This is a genomic window from Specibacter sp. NPDC078709, assembly GCF_040686795.1.
Lineage (GTDB): Bacteria > Actinomycetota > Actinomycetes > Actinomycetales > Micrococcaceae > Specibacter.
On sequence record NZ_JBFBLU010000003.1, the window covers coordinates 243,684 to 260,100 of the forward strand.

Annotated in this window: 15 protein-coding genes and 1 tRNA gene; 2 read left to right on the forward strand and 14 right to left on the reverse strand. The window is 60.5% G+C overall.

Features of this window, described 5'->3' with window-relative positions:
* Positions 1-5: 5 nt before the first annotated feature.
* The 9 genes from AB0P14_RS07690 to AB0P14_RS07730 form a co-directional block, all read right to left on the reverse strand.
* Positions 6-1,427, reverse strand: coding sequence for an aldehyde dehydrogenase family protein (locus AB0P14_RS07690; RefSeq protein WP_363839987.1), 1,422 nt, complete (start codon positions 1,425-1,427; stop codon positions 6-8).
* A gap of 153 nt (positions 1,428-1,580) precedes the next feature.
* On the reverse strand, positions 1,581-3,911 hold the full coding sequence (gene metE / locus AB0P14_RS07695; protein ID WP_363839990.1) for a 5-methyltetrahydropteroyltriglutamate--homocysteine S-methyltransferase: 2,331 nt from the start codon (positions 3,909-3,911) through the stop codon (positions 1,581-1,583).
* A gap of 90 nt (positions 3,912-4,001) precedes the next feature.
* Positions 4,002-4,976 carry a methylenetetrahydrofolate reductase gene (locus AB0P14_RS07700; protein WP_363839993.1) on the reverse strand — a complete coding sequence of 325 codons (975 nt, stop codon included), beginning with the start codon at positions 4,974-4,976 and terminating at the stop codon, positions 4,002-4,004.
* Between the two features lie 437 nt (positions 4,977-5,413).
* A complete protein-coding gene (locus AB0P14_RS07705; protein ID WP_363839995.1) occupies positions 5,414-6,220 on the reverse strand; it encodes a hypothetical protein in 807 nt (268 codons plus the stop codon).
* Entirely contained in the window at positions 6,217-7,218 is a 1,002-nt protein-coding gene (locus AB0P14_RS07710) for a VWA domain-containing protein (protein WP_363839998.1), read from the reverse strand. The genes AB0P14_RS07705 and AB0P14_RS07710 overlap by 4 nt, the downstream gene beginning before the upstream one ends.
* Positions 7,215-8,198, reverse strand: coding sequence for a VWA domain-containing protein (locus AB0P14_RS07715; protein WP_363840001.1), 984 nt, complete (start codon positions 8,196-8,198; stop codon positions 7,215-7,217). Before AB0P14_RS07715 ends, AB0P14_RS07710 begins: the two co-directional genes overlap by 4 nt.
* Positions 8,189-8,659: a hypothetical protein gene (locus AB0P14_RS07720; RefSeq protein WP_363840004.1), complete on the reverse strand. Its 471-nt coding sequence runs from the start codon at positions 8,657-8,659 to the stop codon at positions 8,189-8,191. The genes AB0P14_RS07715 and AB0P14_RS07720 overlap by 10 nt, the downstream gene beginning before the upstream one ends.
* A complete protein-coding gene (locus tag AB0P14_RS07725; protein ID WP_363840006.1) occupies positions 8,649-9,539 on the reverse strand; it encodes a DUF58 domain-containing protein in 891 nt (296 codons plus the stop codon). Before AB0P14_RS07725 ends, AB0P14_RS07720 begins: the two co-directional genes overlap by 11 nt.
* Before the next feature lie 7 nt (positions 9,540-9,546).
* A complete protein-coding gene (locus AB0P14_RS07730) occupies positions 9,547-10,554 on the reverse strand; it encodes a MoxR family ATPase (protein WP_363840009.1) in 1,008 nt (335 codons plus the stop codon).
* A 139-nt stretch (positions 10,555-10,693) separates the two neighbouring features.
* Between AB0P14_RS07730 and AB0P14_RS07735 the strand changes: the two genes are divergently transcribed.
* A complete protein-coding gene (locus AB0P14_RS07735) occupies positions 10,694-10,891 on the forward strand; it encodes a hypothetical protein (RefSeq protein ID WP_363840012.1) in 198 nt (65 codons plus the stop codon).
* Between the two features lie 130 nt (positions 10,892-11,021).
* Here the strand turns inward: AB0P14_RS07735 and AB0P14_RS07740 are convergent, their stop codons facing one another.
* Together AB0P14_RS07740 and AB0P14_RS07745 are read right to left on the reverse strand one after the other, a co-directional pair.
* Positions 11,022-12,287, reverse strand: coding sequence for an ROK family transcriptional regulator (locus tag AB0P14_RS07740; protein WP_363840015.1), 1,266 nt, complete (start codon positions 12,285-12,287; stop codon positions 11,022-11,024).
* A gap of 181 nt (positions 12,288-12,468) precedes the next feature.
* Positions 12,469-13,635 carry a methyltransferase gene (locus AB0P14_RS07745; RefSeq protein WP_363840018.1) on the reverse strand — a complete coding sequence of 389 codons (1,167 nt, stop codon included), beginning with the start codon at positions 13,633-13,635 and terminating at the stop codon, positions 12,469-12,471.
* Positions 13,636-13,777: 142 nt separating this feature from the next.
* Between AB0P14_RS07745 and AB0P14_RS07750 the strand changes: the two genes are divergently transcribed.
* Positions 13,778-14,779: an MIP/aquaporin family protein gene (locus AB0P14_RS07750; RefSeq protein WP_363840021.1), complete on the forward strand. Its 1,002-nt coding sequence runs from the start codon at positions 13,778-13,780 to the stop codon at positions 14,777-14,779.
* 18 nt (positions 14,780-14,797) lie between these two features.
* On the opposite strand, the gene AB0P14_RS07755 is transcribed toward AB0P14_RS07750, so the two are convergent.
* The 3 genes from AB0P14_RS07755 to AB0P14_RS07765 all read right to left on the reverse strand — a co-directional run bounded on the left by AB0P14_RS07755 (position 14,798) and on the right by AB0P14_RS07765 (position 16,409).
* Positions 14,798-15,184: a YchJ family metal-binding protein gene (locus AB0P14_RS07755; RefSeq protein ID WP_363840024.1), complete on the reverse strand. Its 387-nt coding sequence runs from the start codon at positions 15,182-15,184 to the stop codon at positions 14,798-14,800.
* 133 nt (positions 15,185-15,317) lie between these two features.
* The gene (locus AB0P14_RS07760) at positions 15,318-16,043 is read right to left on the reverse strand and encodes an FCD domain-containing protein (RefSeq protein ID WP_363840027.1); all 726 of its coding nucleotides are present in this window, start codon (positions 16,041-16,043) and stop codon (positions 15,318-15,320) included.
* 290 nt (positions 16,044-16,333) lie between these two features.
* Positions 16,334-16,409, reverse strand: a tRNA-Ala gene (locus AB0P14_RS07765).
* Between the last annotated feature and the right edge of the window lie 8 nt (positions 16,410-16,417).

A 16,417-nucleotide genomic window follows, 5' to 3' on the forward strand; every position in this document is an offset into this window, starting at 1 on the left:
GCGTTTCAGGCCGTCGTCGGCTTCTTGGACTTCTTCGCCGGCGCCACAAATCGTTTGATGAGCTGCTTCTTGACAGCCCCGTACGGCGGGTAGATCAGCGAGAGCGTGTCCGGGGATAGCGGCTTATCCAGCACAGCCTTGTGGTGGGAGAAGGCCTCGACCGAGAGCCGCCCGTGGTAGCTTCCCATGCCGCTCTCCCCCACCCCACCAAACGGCAGGCCAGGAACGGAAACATGCGCCACGGGGACCCCGAAGTTCAGGGCGCCGGATGATGTTTGTGACATGAAGTCCGCCCGGACGCCTTCATCTTCGCTGAAGACATACAGAGCCAACGGCTTGTCCCGGCCAGTGATGAACGCAATAGCCTCATCGGCCGAGCCAACAGTCAGCAGTGGCAGCACAGGGCCGAAGATCTCCGCGTCCATGAGCTGCGCCTCGGCGTCCACATAGAGCACTGTTGGTTCAATGTAGCGGGTGCCCGCGTCCGAACTCCCCCCACTGACGAGAGCCGATCCGGCGTCGTCCGCAAGGTCCTGGGCCAAGAGACCGGTGAGCCGGGCAAAGGCGCTGTCATTGATAATCCGGCCGTATGCCAGGCTGTGCGCCGGATCAGCTCCATAGAGGTCCTCGATGGCCAGCGGCAGTTCTTTGGCGAGCTTGGCAAGCGCCGCGTCGGTACCCATGACGTAGTCCGGGGCCACACAGGTCTGCCCGGCGTTCATGAATTTGCCCCAGACGATCCTGCGCGCGGCAGCAACCATGTCCACGGACTCGTCAATGTAGACGGGCGATTTTCCGCCCAGCTCCAGCGTCACCGGCGTCAAGTGCTTTGCGGCGGCGGCCATCACGATGCGCCCTACGCGGCCATTACCCGTGTAGAAGATGTGATCGAAGCGTTCCTCGAGCAGCTCGGTGGTCTCCGGCACGCCACCCTCCACGATGGTCACCGCACCCTCGAGGTAGTCAGGGATCCACCGGGCCAGCGCGGCCGAGCTGGCGGGCGCCATCTCGCTGGGCTTGGCCACTACGGTATTGCCGGCTGCGAGGGCACCAATGATGGGGGCGAGTAGCAGCTGGATGGGGTAATTCCACGGCGCAATGACCAACACGACGCCGAGCGGCTCAAGTACCGTCGTGGCCCGGGCCGGCTGCAGTACCAAGGGCACAGGAGCCTTGCGTGGCTTCAACCAACCTTCGAGGTGCTTGATGGTGTGGGCAATCTCTGAGGTGAGAAAGCCCAGCTCGGTCAGCCATGCTTCTGCCGGGTGCTTGCCGAGATCTGCGGCGAGGGCGGCCGTGAAGTCGTCCAGGTGCTCAACAAGCATGCTGTTCATGGCCCGCAGCTGCTGCAGCCGCCAGGCCAGAGGCTTGCTAACACCGCTCTTGAAGACTGTCCGGGCCGCCGCCACGCTCTCTTGTACGCTCATGGCATTAATCTACCCCTCTTCAGATCCTTGGGGTTACCGGCCGGTAATACACTTCGGCTACTGACAGCACAGCACCCCGGGACATTCCTGATGGGATGGCCCGGGGCGCTGGTGGCGAAGCTTGTGGCGCTGGTAGTACTAGGGAAGCTACTACTAGTGCGTATGGGAGACGGCGAGCTGGGCGCGGACTTCCTTGGTGGCCTTGACCAGGTTGCGCAGGGACTCTTCGGTCTCGACGTAGCCGCGGGTCTTCAGACCACAGTCCGGGTTGACCCAGAGCTGACGGACCGGCACGTGCTTGACGGCGGTGCCGAGCAGTTCGGTGACCTCGGCCTGGCCGGGAACGCGGGGGCTGTGGATGTCATAGACGCCGGGACCAACACCGCGGCCAAAGCCGTGTGCTTCCAGATCGTTGACAACATCCATGCGTGAGCGGGCAGCTTCAATGGAGGTCACATCGGCATCGAGTCCATCGATGGCGTCGATGATGACACCGAACTCTGAGTAGCAAAGGTGGGTGTGGATCTGGGTGGCGTCTGCTGCACCGGCCGTGGAGAGGCGGAAGGAATTGACTGACCAATCCAGGTAAGCACCCTGGTCTGCGCGGCGCAGCGGGAGCAGTTCGCGCAGGGCAGGCTCATCGACCTGGATGATCTTGATGCCAGCGGCTTCCAGATCCGCAATCTCATCACGCAGCGCCAAGCCCACCTGGTTGGCAGTGTCACCCAAGGGCTGATCGTCGCGGACAAAGCTCCACGCCAGAATGGTGACCGGGCCTGTAAGCATGCCCTTCATGGGCTTGCTGGTCAGTGACTGCGCGTATTCGGCCCACGAAACCGTGATGGCCTTCTCGCGAGTGACATCGCCCCAGAGGATGGAGGGACGGGTGCAGCGGCTGCCGTACGACTGAACCCAGCCATGGACCGTCACGTCAAAGCCCTCGAGGTTCTCGGCAAAGTACTGAACCATGTCGTTGCGCTCGGGCTCGCCGTGCACCAGCACGTCAAAGTCCAACTCTTCCTGCAACTCAACTACGCGCTTGATCTCATCCTTCATCAGCGTGGTGTACTCGTCCGAGGTGATGACACCCTTGTTGGCGCGGGCACGGGCCGAGCGGATTTCCCCGGTCTGAGGGAAGGACCCGATGGTGGTGGTGGGCAGCGGCGGCAGTGCCAACGCGGCTTGTTGTGCCGCCTCGCGTACCTCGTAGGCGGAGCGGTTGAAGTCGGCCGGGGTCAGGGCGGCCAGGCGGGCGCGCACCTCGGGGCGCTTGACACCTGCTGCTTCGGAGCGGGAGGCAATGATGGCGGAGGCTTGGGCAATGGCGGCAGCGGACGACGCCGGGTCCGCAAGGTGCGCTGCCAGCGTCACCACTTCGGTGACCTTCTGGTCTGCGAACGCCAACCAGCTGCGCAGTTCTTCCGACAGCGCGGTTTCCTCGGTGACGTCATGCGGGACGTGCTGGGTGGAGGTGGAGGTGGAGACGGTGACCGTGAGGCCGGCAGCCTTCAAGGTATCCAAACGGGCAGCCGATTCGGCCAGATCGTTGAGCCAAATGTTATGACCATCCACTACACCGGCAACCACAGTCTTACCTGCCAGCAAGACCAGCTCCGCAGCGGAAGGTACGGCACCCTTGAACGCGTCAATGTGCAGAGCCTCGATGGGTGCGCCAGCCAAGGTGGGCAGCAATTCGCGCAGTGCGCCAAACGGGGTGGAGACAAGGATCTGCGGGCGGCCGGCAACTGCTCCGAGGACCTCGTAGCTGCGCGCAACGGCAGCCTGAATTTCGGTAACGGGCACATCCTGATCGGCCACCAAAGCCGGCTCATCCAGCTGAACCCAGCTTGCACCGGCTGCACCGAGGCGGCTCAGCAGTTCAGCGTAGACCGGGAGAACGTCTTCCAGGCGGGAAAGTGGGTTGAAATCTGCCGGAGCTTCATCGCTAGCCTTGCTCAACAGCAAGAGCGTGACGGGACCAACCAGGTACGGGCGGGTCTCGAAGCCGTTGGCCAGAGCGTATTCGAACTGCTCCACCACGCGGGTTGAGGTGAGTGAGAAGGAGGTTTCCGGGCCAATCTCCGGCACCAAGTAGTGGTAGTTGGTATCGAACCACTTGGTCATTTCCAGCGGCTGCTGCTCAACCGTGCCGCGAGCCAAGGTGAAGTAGGCGTTGATGTCCAGCTGGCCATCGGCGTTACGCAGTTCACCGAAGCGGGCCGGAACGGCGCCGATGTGGGTGATGGCGTCCAGTACCTGATCGTAGTAAGAGAAGGTGCCGGGAATGGCTGCAACTTCGTTCAGGCCTAGCTCGGCCAGACGGCGGGCGGTACCCAACTGAATTTCCTTGGCTGCGGCATCCAACTCGGTGGCGTCGATCTTGCCAGCCCAGAATCCCTCGATGGCCTTCTTTAGTTCGCGGCGGCGGCCAATGCGGGGGTAGCCCAGCAGGGAGGCGGCGGGGAATGCAGAGGTGTTTGACATGTAAGTTTCCTTAGATTTTTAAGACAAAGATTTCAAAGACAAAGATTTCAAAGACAAAAAGGTAAAAGTGGCTGCGATGTGGCGCTGAAGTTAGGCCCGCACTAAGCGGGATGCTCTGGCTCGAGGCCCTACGGACGGGCGCCCTGGGCGCAGCAGTTGGAGTTCCTCTAGTACTTCTAGAGCTGCTGCGTGCTCGTTGAAGGTGTACAGGTGGAGGCCCGGAGCTCCAGCGTCCAAGGCTGCTCGAGCAAGATCTACGGTGGCCTTGACACCAATTTTCCGGCTCTGCGCTGCGTCATCGGCGCGGCCCAGATCATCTAGGAGTTTGGCACTGGGCTCAACCCCGGTTATGTTACTTAGGCGCTGAACCCGTCGCAGACTGGTCAACGGCATGACACCGGGAATGATCGGAATGCTCACGCCAGCGCGGCGGGCCCGGGTGACGAGGTCCTTGTATTGGTCCGCGTGGAAAAACACTTGGGTGATGGCGAAGTCAGCACCAGAATGCTGCTTGGCCAACAACACTTCCACATCATGTTCAATGGAGGGCGATTCCGGGTGCCGTGCCGGATAAGCTGCCACACCAATGGCCACCTTGCCAGCACACAGCAACGCCGAGCGGCGCTGTTCCACGCGGCGAATCAGTTCAATCAGGTCCTGGGCGTAGTTCAGTGATCCGGCTCTTGGTTCAGTGGGTCCGGTCTGTGTCTGCGGCAGATCCCCGCGGAGAGCCAGGATGCCGCGGACACCGTGATCCAACAGCTCAGAGATGATTTCAGCCAGTTCATCGGCCGTGTTCCCCACACACGTCAAGTGCGCCAGTGGCAAGAGGGAGGTTTCGTTCAGGAGCCGGTGGAGCAGTTCAACAGCTGTGTCCCGGTTGCTGCCGTTGGCCCCGTAGGTAACGGAGACATAGTCCGGATTGGTGGTTTCCAATTCGCGGATGGTGTCCCACAATGTGGCCTCGGCGGCATCGTTCTTGGGTGGGAAAAGTTCGTAGGAGAGGGCAATCGGCGCGCTGCGTGCTGCTTGCGCCGACACCTGTATCAGGGTCGGAGGAGACATTTGCTGGGGTCCTTGAGGATGGGTTGGCCGTTGCCACCACAGGCTTCTAGAACACCACATGGCTGCAACGATCACATTTTCGAAGAAAGCAGCGGCAAGCAAGCGCAGGCTACGCATAATTGCGCATTCAGTGGCTTGGTCCGCGAGCAAATGTCAGACCCACATGGGGGCACCCACACCCTCGATTCATCCGAAGGTCGCTGACACACGTTGAGGAACTAACGTGCGTCCACTATATGCACCCTCTTTCCGGCATCGCAACCCAACCATCGAATTACGACGCGACTTTACGGAATATTTCCCTTCTTTTGTTCGGAACTAGAAGAGTTTTTACTCTTTACGCCAAATTAGTGCACCATCAGCGAGCGGCGCGGCACTCTGGCGACTGCGCTAGGACCCGGCCTGCAGGCCTAGGGGCAGGGCCTTGGGGCCGCCCGTCACCACGGCTTGGAATGCTGTTGCGGATCCTCCTCGAGCATCTCATCGAGGCGCTCGCCCTTGCTGCGTTCACGCTGCGCCTTCTGCCCAGCTTCCTGCAACTGCTCCATCTTGCTGGCCGGCGGCGGCGGGGTCTGCTCAGACTCGCCCTCACCTTTTTGGCCCTCTTCGCCACTGGCAGAGGCCCCAGCTTGCTTCTCCTGAAGGCGTTGCGCCGCCTCGCGGAGCGCATCACCCTCGCCGTCCTCGTTGTTGGGACTATTGGGGGTGAAACAGTCCCGCGGTGCTTGAGCCACCGTTTCGCTGCCTTGCGCAAAAAATTCCATGGCCGACGCCGGGTCCCCGGCTTTTTCCTGTGCCTCACCGAGCTTCTCCAGGGTGAGCACCAAATTCACCCGGACCTTGCAGGACTCGTGTGCCGGTACCAGTTCCAAGGCCGTGGCAAATTCCTCTTTTGCCTGGGTGAAGTCCCCGCGCAGCACATACCCATCCCCCACGGCGAAGTGAGACTTGTAGCGTTCCACCAGGTTCAGCACCCCCATGGCTTGCCCGGCCCGGACCGTGCCATCGGCGCTGCCAGCGTCATACGCTGAGACAGCTTGCCCAGCAGCCAGTGGCAGACTAAGCAACTTCAGGGCTACAACAGCTGTGACCAGCACGGCCGGGGCTGCGATGAGCAGCAGTTTACGCCGCCTGCCCCGGGCAGCGATCACCACCGCGGCGGCCTCTGCCTTGGCGGCCTCGCGAGATTCAGCCGGAGACGTTGTGGACTGGACGGCATCGCCCAACACTTGAGGGTTCATCATGAGCGCTCCTTGGCCGGGGTCAGTAACTGACGGTACGCGCAGTTGAGTGAGAGCAGTTCCCACCCGGCAACACCAAAAGCGGCCAGCGCAAAGAGCCAGTACAGCTCGATGCGTCCCGCCCCAGACCGGGAGTCCATGCCATCGACAGCTGAGGAGGAGACCTTCGGCGCCGACTTTCCCAACGCCGCGGCAATGTTCCCCGGCTGTTCCCGGTGCACATACGGAACGTTGAGCTCAGCGGCAATATCCGCTAGCGCCTTTTCATCAATGCTGGAGATGGCCGGCTTGTACTGGGCCGCCTTGTCCAGAATGTAGGGGCCGGGGCTATCGCTGCTGAAGCTGTACTCGCGCATCTTTCCACCACTGGCGGTCCCATAGCCCAGCACCGCACCTCCGTCGATGAGTTCGGTATTGTCCTTGAACGGTTCGGGGGCAGCGTCGGCGGTCTGTTCGCCGTCCCCCAGATAAAACACCAGGCGGGGCCGTTCAGGGTGACTTTCCGCCGCGGCGGCCAGCCTTTGCCCGAGCAACTGGTTCGCCACACTGATGCTGCTGCCCTTGGAGATGAAGGCAGATTTTGGGGTAAGCACCTCTGTCATGGTCTGCAGTGCCGTGGCATCGGTGGTCAGCGGCAACGTGACCTTGGCAGTGCTGTCAAAGGAGATGAGGGAGAAGCGTGCCCCGGCCAGTTCGGTGGCGAGAGCCGCGATATCACTCTTCATGCCCTCAAGGCGCTGAGACGTTCCGTTGTAGTCCTCGGCAGCGACGCTGGGTGTCACATCAACCACAAAGTACACATTGAGCTCGGTGTTGGCCACTGGGGCGGAGGCGCCCACTAGTCCGGGGCGGGCACCGGCCACCAACACCAGCACCACCAAGGCGGCAAAACGCCAACGGGCGGCGGTGGCTCCCTTTATGAGGAGGGTGACCGCGCCAGCCAGGAGCAGGACGGCAATAGAAAGGTAGAGCCAGAGCGGCAAAATTGGGAGCAGTGTCATCGCCGGAGCCTCCAGCCCGCAGCCCCGAGGACCAGAAGGGATAACAGCGCAGCCCCTAAGGCCCAGCCCGGATTATCCAAGATGGTGCGCTGCGGCGCACCCTTGAGCAAGGCCGCTTCTGTGGTCTGTACTTTTTGAACGATCTCGGGAACTGCGGACTCAGACTCCAAAGCAAAGTAGCCGCCGCCGGTGGCCGTAGACGTCTTTTTCAGGCCGTCTGCTGCGTTGCCAAAGAACGTGCTGGTCCCATAGTCGTTGGGGTTCAGAGAGTAAATACGGATCTTGGCTGTTTGGGCCAATGAGGTCGCCTCAGCCAAACTGAACAGCGGTCTTCCCGCCAAGAGATTGTCCGTTGCAAGGATGATCGATCTAGACCGCTCCGACTCCCCCACGGCAGGAAAACCATTGATACAGCTGGCCAATCCATCACCAATCAGGGAAGAACCAGCGGCCTCGTAGGTACCAGCAAAATATTCAAAGGACGAAGAGTCAATGCTGAGAGCCTTTTGGGCAATCTTGAGCTCTTCGGCGACGAAGTCGTAATCATCTGTCAACGGGAAGACGGTGACAGCTGAGGAGTCAAAGATGGTTAGGCCAATCCGTTCACCCTTGAACTTTTCCACCAACTTGGCAAACACGGTGACAATGGCCTCATCAGTGTCCAGCATGGAACCGGACACATCCAGGCATAAGATGATGTCCCGGTTGAGTTGTTCGGGAATGCTGGTGCGCTCGGTCACTGGCCGAGCAGCCGCCACCAACAGCGACACCGCCAGCACCGCCACGGCGGCCACGGCGGTGGTGAGCCACTTTCGCCGCCGTCGCACAGCGCGCTGATAAGCCGGTAACGCAGTCAGCCGTTCGGCGTGGGCGACCGGCAACTCTAGGCCAGTTTCCTCGCGCCGACGCCACAAAAGCACCACAACGGTTGCAAGGATGGCGAGCCCCACTGGAAGCAGCCACCAAAATTTCAGTTCCATTGAGCCACCACCTCCCGTGCTGTCTGCGCCGAATCCGGCACGGAGTAGGCTTCGCCCACCCGTGAAAATTCGGCCGGATAAAACCGTTCCACAGCGTCCCCGGCCAACGGTAGCCGGTGCTCTCGCAATTGAGCGAGGGTCATCCGCTGAGTTTTGAGTCCTGTCATCTCATGCACAAAGGTGCGCACAGCGAGGCTCAGCTCAAGGTGGGCTGAGCGCCCATCCAGTTGGCCGGCGTCGTGCCGGTGTTGAATGTCATCGATCAGCGCCCAGTACTTTTGCTTAACACTTGATGGGTTCCGAGGTGCCACAAACAGGGGTACCCCAGCGCTTGCTCGCGGTTTGGTGGCGATCCAGATCCAAGCCACCGTGCCAGCACACAAGATCAGCAGGGCCGCCCCCAGCAGGGGCCACCACACTGAATACCCGATGGGTGCATAAAACGTCGCGTCAGCGGGCACGGCGATGCCTTTCCAACAGGGCGAAGACTTCCTTCATGACCTGCGCTGAGGCGCCAATGCTGCTCGAAGCAATTCCGTTGGACTTCAAGAGTTCGGCCAATCCCCGGGCTCGTTCGGCGGCGGCGTCAGCGTAGTTTCGGGCCAGCTCTGGTTCGCTAGCGAGCAGGAGCAGCACTTGCGCCATGCCCTCAACATCTGTTCCTGTGCCGTGCGCGCTGTGGACCGCGTCAGTTCCAGCCAGAACGGCATCAGCAATTTCCACCCACAGGATTTCGTGCTGGGCTTTGAGTCTGCGCAGCACCTTGGCCAAGCGCTCGTCGGCAGTGACTTCATCGGCGATCACCACCATGAGGGTGCGGGTCTTGATGTGGGAGGCTGCATATTCCAGCCGTGCACACAGATCACTGGAGCCGCGGGCCAAGGAGGCCCCGTCCATCTGGCGCAGCAAATTCTCCACATGACTTTCGGTGCCCTTGGCTGGCAACGCGGAGGTGGTGCCACCGTCGCCGTAAACGAGCGCCACGGAGTCACCATGCCGGGTAGCCAGCAGACCCATGACGCCCATGACCATGACGGCAATGTTCTTTTTGATGTCACCGCCGCGAGAGGTTGCCGCCATATTGCGGCCGGTATCGGCCACAAAGAGAACTTGCTGCCTGCGGGTGGCGACGTACCGTTTGATCAAGGGTGTCCCTACACGTGCCGTTGCTTTCCAGTCGATATCGCGGATCTCATCGCCGGGCACATAGTCTCGGAGGTCATCGAAGTCTAGGCTGCGGCCCCGGAAAATGGAGGCGTACTCGCCGTCGAGCACACCGCGGGCACGGCGGTGGGCGAAGATATACATTTTGGCTTTGACACCTGTCAACAACGTGGTCATAAGCAGGCTACGGCGTTTGAACTGAGTCAACGATGGCGGCGATCACCTTTTCGACGCCGACGTTTTCCGCCACGGCTTCAAAGCCCATGATGATGCGGTGCCGCAGCACGCGATCGGCCAACGATTTGATGTCTTCGGGGATGACATGGTCGCGGCCCTGCAGCAGTGCCAGGGCACGGGCAGCTTGGGTGAAGGCAATACTGGCACGAGGACTGGCACCAAATTCAATGAGCTTCGCCAGAGCTGGGTCGATGTACTGGCCGGCGTGGCGAGTAACGTAGACCAGGCCCACAATGTAGTTGATCAGCGCCGGGTCCAAATACACCTTTTTGACGGTGTCCTGCAAAGCTCGAATGTCCGCAAGGCTAGCTACCGGTCCCGGTGTTGCTGCGGCCAGGAACACCCCGGAATCAATGCGACGAATCACTTCAGCTTCCTCAACCGGGCTGGGGTAATCCAGCACATCCTTGAGCATGAACCTATCCATCTGCGCCTCTGGCAGTTGGTAGGTGCCTTCTTGCTCAATAGGGTTTTGGGTAGCCATGACCATAAACGGTTGCGGCAGCGGATGGACCTGACCACCAATAGTGGTTTGACGTTCCTGCATGGCCTCAAGCATGGCTGACTGCGTTTTGGCACTGGAACGGTTGATTTCATCCAGCAGGACAATGTTGGCGTGAACCGGTCCCAGCTGAGTGACAAAGGTGCCCTGTGCGGCGTCGTAAATCTGGGTTCCCACAATGTCACTGGGCAACAGATCAGGGGTGCACTGAATTCGGTGGAACAAGGCGCTGACGGATTCGGCCAGAGTTTGTGCGGCTGTGGTCTTGGCCAGGCCCGGCACGGATTCCAGTAGGACGTGACCGCCGGTCATCAGGGAGATCAAAAGTGTTTCACGCAAGCGTGCCTGTCCCACCACTTTGTGCTCAAAGCTACGGGAAATATTGCCGATCACCTGCTGCGCCTGAGCCAGCTCTGCTTGGTCGAGGGTCGGGCTCACGCTGGTTGATAACACGGTGATGGGGCCTTTCGAAGGACACGGGTCAGGGATGATCCTACAGACCAGTCCATACATTCTAGTGCGACTGCGCAATGGGGAGAACTTCCCATGCACCCCTGTCCAGGGAAGCACGGTGCGGACTACAGTAAGGATCATGAGCCAGTTGCCAGCAGTGTATGAAGCCTATCTGCAAGGTAAAGACGAGGACTTTATTGCCACCGTCCGACCCGTGCTGCAGCAATCAGTGGCCGAGAAGAATCATGGGGTGCGCATCATTCGCACTCCCCATGTACTTCAGGCGCACACAGATCCTGCCATTCCCTTTGGCGAGATCGTGGAGGGAACGGACTGATCCGTTCTCTCCTCCACGACGGTAAGAATGAACTGACGCAGCTGGCCACACTGGCTGCGTCAGTTTTTCGTGGCCACCGGGCTCAGCCGGCTACTTGGTTCGCGCCACGTACCGGCTCCCGACTACCGGACTAGATCTTGGAGTCCAACAACAGCTGGGCGGCCTTGGGGCTGAACGCATTTTCCATGACGAGGCAGGCCGCGCCGAAGGCTTCCTCCCCTGAGTTCACAATGGTGCCCACAACATCCACCGAATGAACACTGTCCGTGACGCTGAGGTGAGTCAGCAGAGCCGGCATCTGGGCTAGGTAGGTGGGTGCCAGAGCGGGCCAGAACGGACCACCAAAAACCACCCGGTCAACATCCAACAGGTTAGTCAACACCGACACTGCACCTGCCAGCCGTCGGGCAGATTGTGCCAGCACGTCTTGAGCCGCCGTGTTCCCAGCTGCAGCGGCCTCCGCCAGTGCTGCCATGTCCTCCGGAAGTGACTGAACGGCCCCTTCGGCCAGCGCAGGAAGTCCGCCTAGTGCCCGAGCCTGTGCCACCAGAGTTTCAGGCATACAGGTGACCTTGACACAACCTCGGCGGCCGCAATCGCACGGTGGCCCGTCGGGGTCCGTGATGATGTGTCCGATCTCGCCCACGTTGCCCGAGGCGCCGCGGACCACTTCATCATTGAGCACCAAACCGGCGCCGATACCCGTGCCAATGTAGACAAACACAAAGTCTGTTGCACTCGCATCGGCTCCGGCCCACAGCTCGGCCACGGCAGAGGCGGTGACGTCCTTGTCCATGACCACTGGTAGCCCCGTTGATTCGCGCAAGAGGTCCCGGAGGGGAACCCTATTCCAGCCGGTCATATGCGGCGGGTCAACCACTGTTCCACTGCTGGCGTCCACGGGGCCAGGGGTAGCAACACCAACCCCTGCAACCCTTTGCTCAGGAATGCCGGATTCGGCAATGATCTGGCGGATTTGTGCGCCCATCGCGGCGACTGCCTGTTCCGGCGTGCTACAAAGATCGGTGGGCTCATCAATCGAGACCAGCACTGTGCCCACGGCGTCTAACAAGGCGTAGCTGGTCAGTGCCGGGTCAATGTGAATACCAATGGCATACATGCCTTGGGGGTTCAGCCGTAAGATTGTGCGCGGCTTGCCGGGACCTGAGGTCTCCTTGCCGGCTTCCATGATCAGTTCGGCATCGAGCAAGCGGCGGCAAATGTTGGACACCGTTTGTGCAGCCAATCCTGCTGAGGCGGCCAGTTCAACCCGGCTGAGCCCCTCCTCGGAGCGTCGGATGGAATCCAGGATTACGGCCTGGTTGAAATCCCCCATTTTGGGAAGATTTGTGCCGCGGCGGCGCTGCGGCACCACCATCTCGGGAACACCCAACATTTTCTCCTTGAGACGATCATTTGCTGTTGTTTGCCAGCAGCCTGCGTAATACTGTCCCCCAACCATTCCTCAGCTGTCAGATTACATCGCTGCGGGCGGGGAGTTGTGCACGCCACGGCGGGCTGTGGCACTTGGGTTCTGCTTTCTAATACAGTCTCTGTGGATACAGTCCCTGCGTGGTTCAGACTCGGGGCGGTTGAGCCTTGGTGGAAACGGTGACCGTGAATTTGCTGTTCCGTCCGGCTACGCGGGTCGGTCCCACCACTTTGGCCAGGGCTCCCCTGTAGTCAAGGTGACGGTTGTAGACGCACCACAGCTCGCCTCCCGGGGCCAGCACACGGGCGGCCGCGGCGAAAAGCTTGTGCGCAATCCCGGCATGCACGGTGGCCCCGACGTGGAAGGGCGGGTTGAGAACTATCAATCCAGCCGAGTCGGAGGCAAATCCGGCCAGTGCGTCATCGCGGACCGCTTCGATCCGATCACTGAGGCCGTTAGCTGCTGCTGTCGCTTCCGTGGAGGCCACCGCAGCAGCCGACTGATCTGTGGCGATAACGGCCAGCTCAGGCCGCGCCTTCGCCAACACTGCGGAGATGGTGCCGTTACCGGAGCCCAAATCAATGGCCACGGTTGCGTTTGGGCGCATCTCCGGAATGAATTCGAGCAAGAATCGGGTGCCGACATCAATTTTGGTGCCACCAAATGTTGCCCCGTGGGCGCAGAGCCAGAGCCCGGCTTCGGCGTGGAATTCCCGCTTCGGAAAGCTCGACGCCGTTGCCTCCCTAAGAGGGCCAGCCAAGGTCAGCGGGCGAGACTTGCGCCAGGCCCGGCCGGGGACGACGGATGAAAAGTATTGCGCCAGAACCGTGTTCATGGCCAGGGTCATGTGTTTGATACGACCGCCAGCAAAAACTTGCACATCTGAGGCGGCGTGAGCGCTGATCAGCTCGGCTACTTCGGCCAGCTCTTCAAGGCTGCGTGGCAGTTGCCACAACACCACCGCAGCATTGGCGAACAGCTCTGGCCCGAGTGCCATCGAGGTGTACGCCCCGGATAGGCCGGCCCGCTCAGCGTTAGCGGCTAGTGCCTGCTCACCGGAGAGCCCATCCTGATGGACCCGCAGGCCCGCGAGTCCGTGGACCGTTGCGGAAGCCAAGGTCAGCGCCCCGTACCGGTCTCCGACCACGGCGAGGTGTCCGCCGTCGGACGTCTCCAGCGCAGCCACGGCTTCCCGCAGGATCAGTTCGTCAGTGGCGTCGTGAGCGAACAGATTCTCCGCCTCAATGTCAGGGAACCTCCGCAACTGCTCAAAATCAAAAGTGCTGCCCTCTACGCCACTATTTTCCTTCACGGGGCAACTCTACCGCGCCGTATTTGCGCGAAAAGTTGCTCCCTATGTTCGGGTGCCCAGAATCACAACGGACTTATACTGGAGGCAGTCACCTGAAGTCAAAGATACGTCGCCGTCATCGACGACTCGAAGGATGATAAAAATGAGTGAGATCACACCGCTGCGCAGAACCGTCAGGGATGGTAGCGGCCTTAAGCGCGTGGGAGGCGTGTGGGGAGAACTCCTCGCAGAATTCCTCGGCACGTTCGTTTTGATTTGTTTTGGTGACGGGGTGGTCGCCATGGCCGTCGCGGCACTTCCAGGCAGTGGCCGTGCCGCCACTGACACCACCATTTTCATGGCCGCCGGAGACTGGCTACTGATCACATGGGGCTGGGCCTTGGCCGTAGCCCTGGGCGTCTATGTTGCTGGCGGTGTCAGCGGAGCGCACTTGAACCCCGCGGTAACTCTGGCGTTTGCCGTCCGGCGAAAGTTCGCGTGGAACAAGGTCATTCCCTACGTTGTGGCCCAAGTGGTAGGAGCCTTTGCCGCCGCCGCACTACTATATGTGGTGTATTTCAATGCCATTGACGCGTTCAATACGGCCTCAAAAACTCAGCGTGACCAGGCCGGGGGTCTGGCAACCTTCTCCATTTTCGCCACGTTCCCAGCCCCCTATTTCAAGGGCAATCTGACCATTCCGCTCATCGATCAAATTGTGGGCACCGCGTTCTTGATCATCTTTATCGTCGCCATCATCGATATGCGCAATATGGCCGTCAAAGCTAATCTGGGTCCGCTCATGATTGGTTTCGCGGTAGCCGCGATCGGCATGTCCTTCGGCGCCAACGCCGGATACGCCATCAACCCTGCCCGTGACTTTGGTCCCCGCGTATTCGCTTGGATGGCCGGCTGGGGTGATGTTGCCTTGCCGGGAACCATCACGGGGGTGCCTGGCGCATTCAGCTGGTACTTCTGGGTGCCAATTGTGGGTCCACTCATTGGTGGTGTCATTGGCGTGCTGCTGTATGACTGGTTCATTGGCGATATTTTGCATGCCCGCCGCGCATTGGCCGAGCAGGAAGCCGCATCAGTATCGGCAGGCGGCTCTCATACAGCACCGCCCAAAACCGAACCTGGCCCAGCCGAAGAGGAAGAGTACTGAGTCGCTAAGGCTGTATCTCTAAGGCTTTAGCTCTAAGGCTTTGACGTACAGCCATTGTTTGCCAACTTTTGTGAAGCTGCTGGTTTCCGTGAAGGAATCCCGCAGCTTCCGGTTGGCTGCAGAGCGGTAATGCGCGCGGAAGCTGACCACACCGTCGTTATCAAAGGGGCCACCGCGTTGGGTGCCCAGGATTTCTAGCAGGTACCACTGCTGATCTGGGTCCAGTTCCAGCGAATCCGGGCGCTCATCCGGGTGCCAGGTGCGCAAAAGGTAGTGCGCATCGCCGAGGGCGAAGGCGCTGAAGCGTGAGCGCATCAGCGCCTCGGCAGTGGGTGGGAACGCCGGGGCTAGGCCCTGACTGTTTTCGCCCGGAGTGTCCAAGCCCGGGCTGTTGTCAGTACCCAAGTAGCGAGCACAGCAATTTCCTAGGATCTCCCCGCTATTGCACGGGCATCGCAAACTATCTGCTGTCATGAGCTCTACTTTTCTTTGCTGGTTCTGTGTCTGTTTCTGCGGGGGTTCTTGCCTAGGACAGCTATTACATGGGGTGAGTCTGCGAGTGGAACCACTCAATGTGGTCCTTGAGAGCGCTGGCGGCACGGACCCCGTCGTCGGCCAAGACAGCGGCCAGAATTTCACTGTGTTGGGCGCGCAAGGAGGGAACCATCGCATCCCACATGGTGTCGTTATCTATCGCGGCACTGACGTAGCTTTGGATCGCCTGGCGCAGGGACTCCATCATGGCTGTAATGACCGCATTGCCAGCGAGCGAGCTCAGCATCACATGGAAAGCGGCGTCCAGGACGTGGAATTCTTCCCTATCCAGATCCGGGGCTGCCATGGCTGCAATGAGCTTGTGCAGCGATTCTTCCTGCCCGGCGTCTCGTGGCCGGCCGGCTCCCTCCACCGCCGCCCAGGTCTCCATCATGATGCGGGTCTGGACGATGTCTGCCACGGGAAAGTGATTGGTCGCCATATGCAGTCTGAGCGTGGCAGCTAAGCCGGCCATGGGATTGGCAATTACCACAGCGCCGGACTGCGGCCCCGAGCCCACTCCAGTTCGCACTACGCCCATCACATCAAGGACACGGATGGCGTCCCGGACGGACGCACGGGAGATTCCATGCGTCAAGGCCAGCGCACGCTCACCCGGAAGCTGATCCCCTACCTTGATCTTTCCGTCACGAAGGTCAGCTTCGATGCTGGTGAGTACCGCTTCGTAGCTCCGGGCAGCGGGGATGGGGGCAGGTTCTGGCGTGGACACGCAATCATTCTTTCACTACCCGCACGGAGTCGGTGAATCTGAGTCGGTTGGCGGCACTGACAGGTGTGGACCCGGTTGAGATTTGAAACAGCAGATAAGGCGATTCTCCGATTCCAAACAGCAGCTGAGGCGAGGAAAGTAGCGAGAAAACCGCATGATCTGCTGGTTCAAACAGAGTCAGCTTCGGACTGGAGGCCGGTCCAACTAACCCCCGAAAACAATCGGACGGCTTTGGTGCTGCCCTACGAAAAAAATCCGGGCACCTACGAATAGATGCCCGGATTTAGTCTTGGTGGAGCTGAGGGGACTCGAACCCCTGACCCCCTGCATGCCATGCAGGTGCGCTACCAGCTGCGCCACAGCCCCAAAACTTA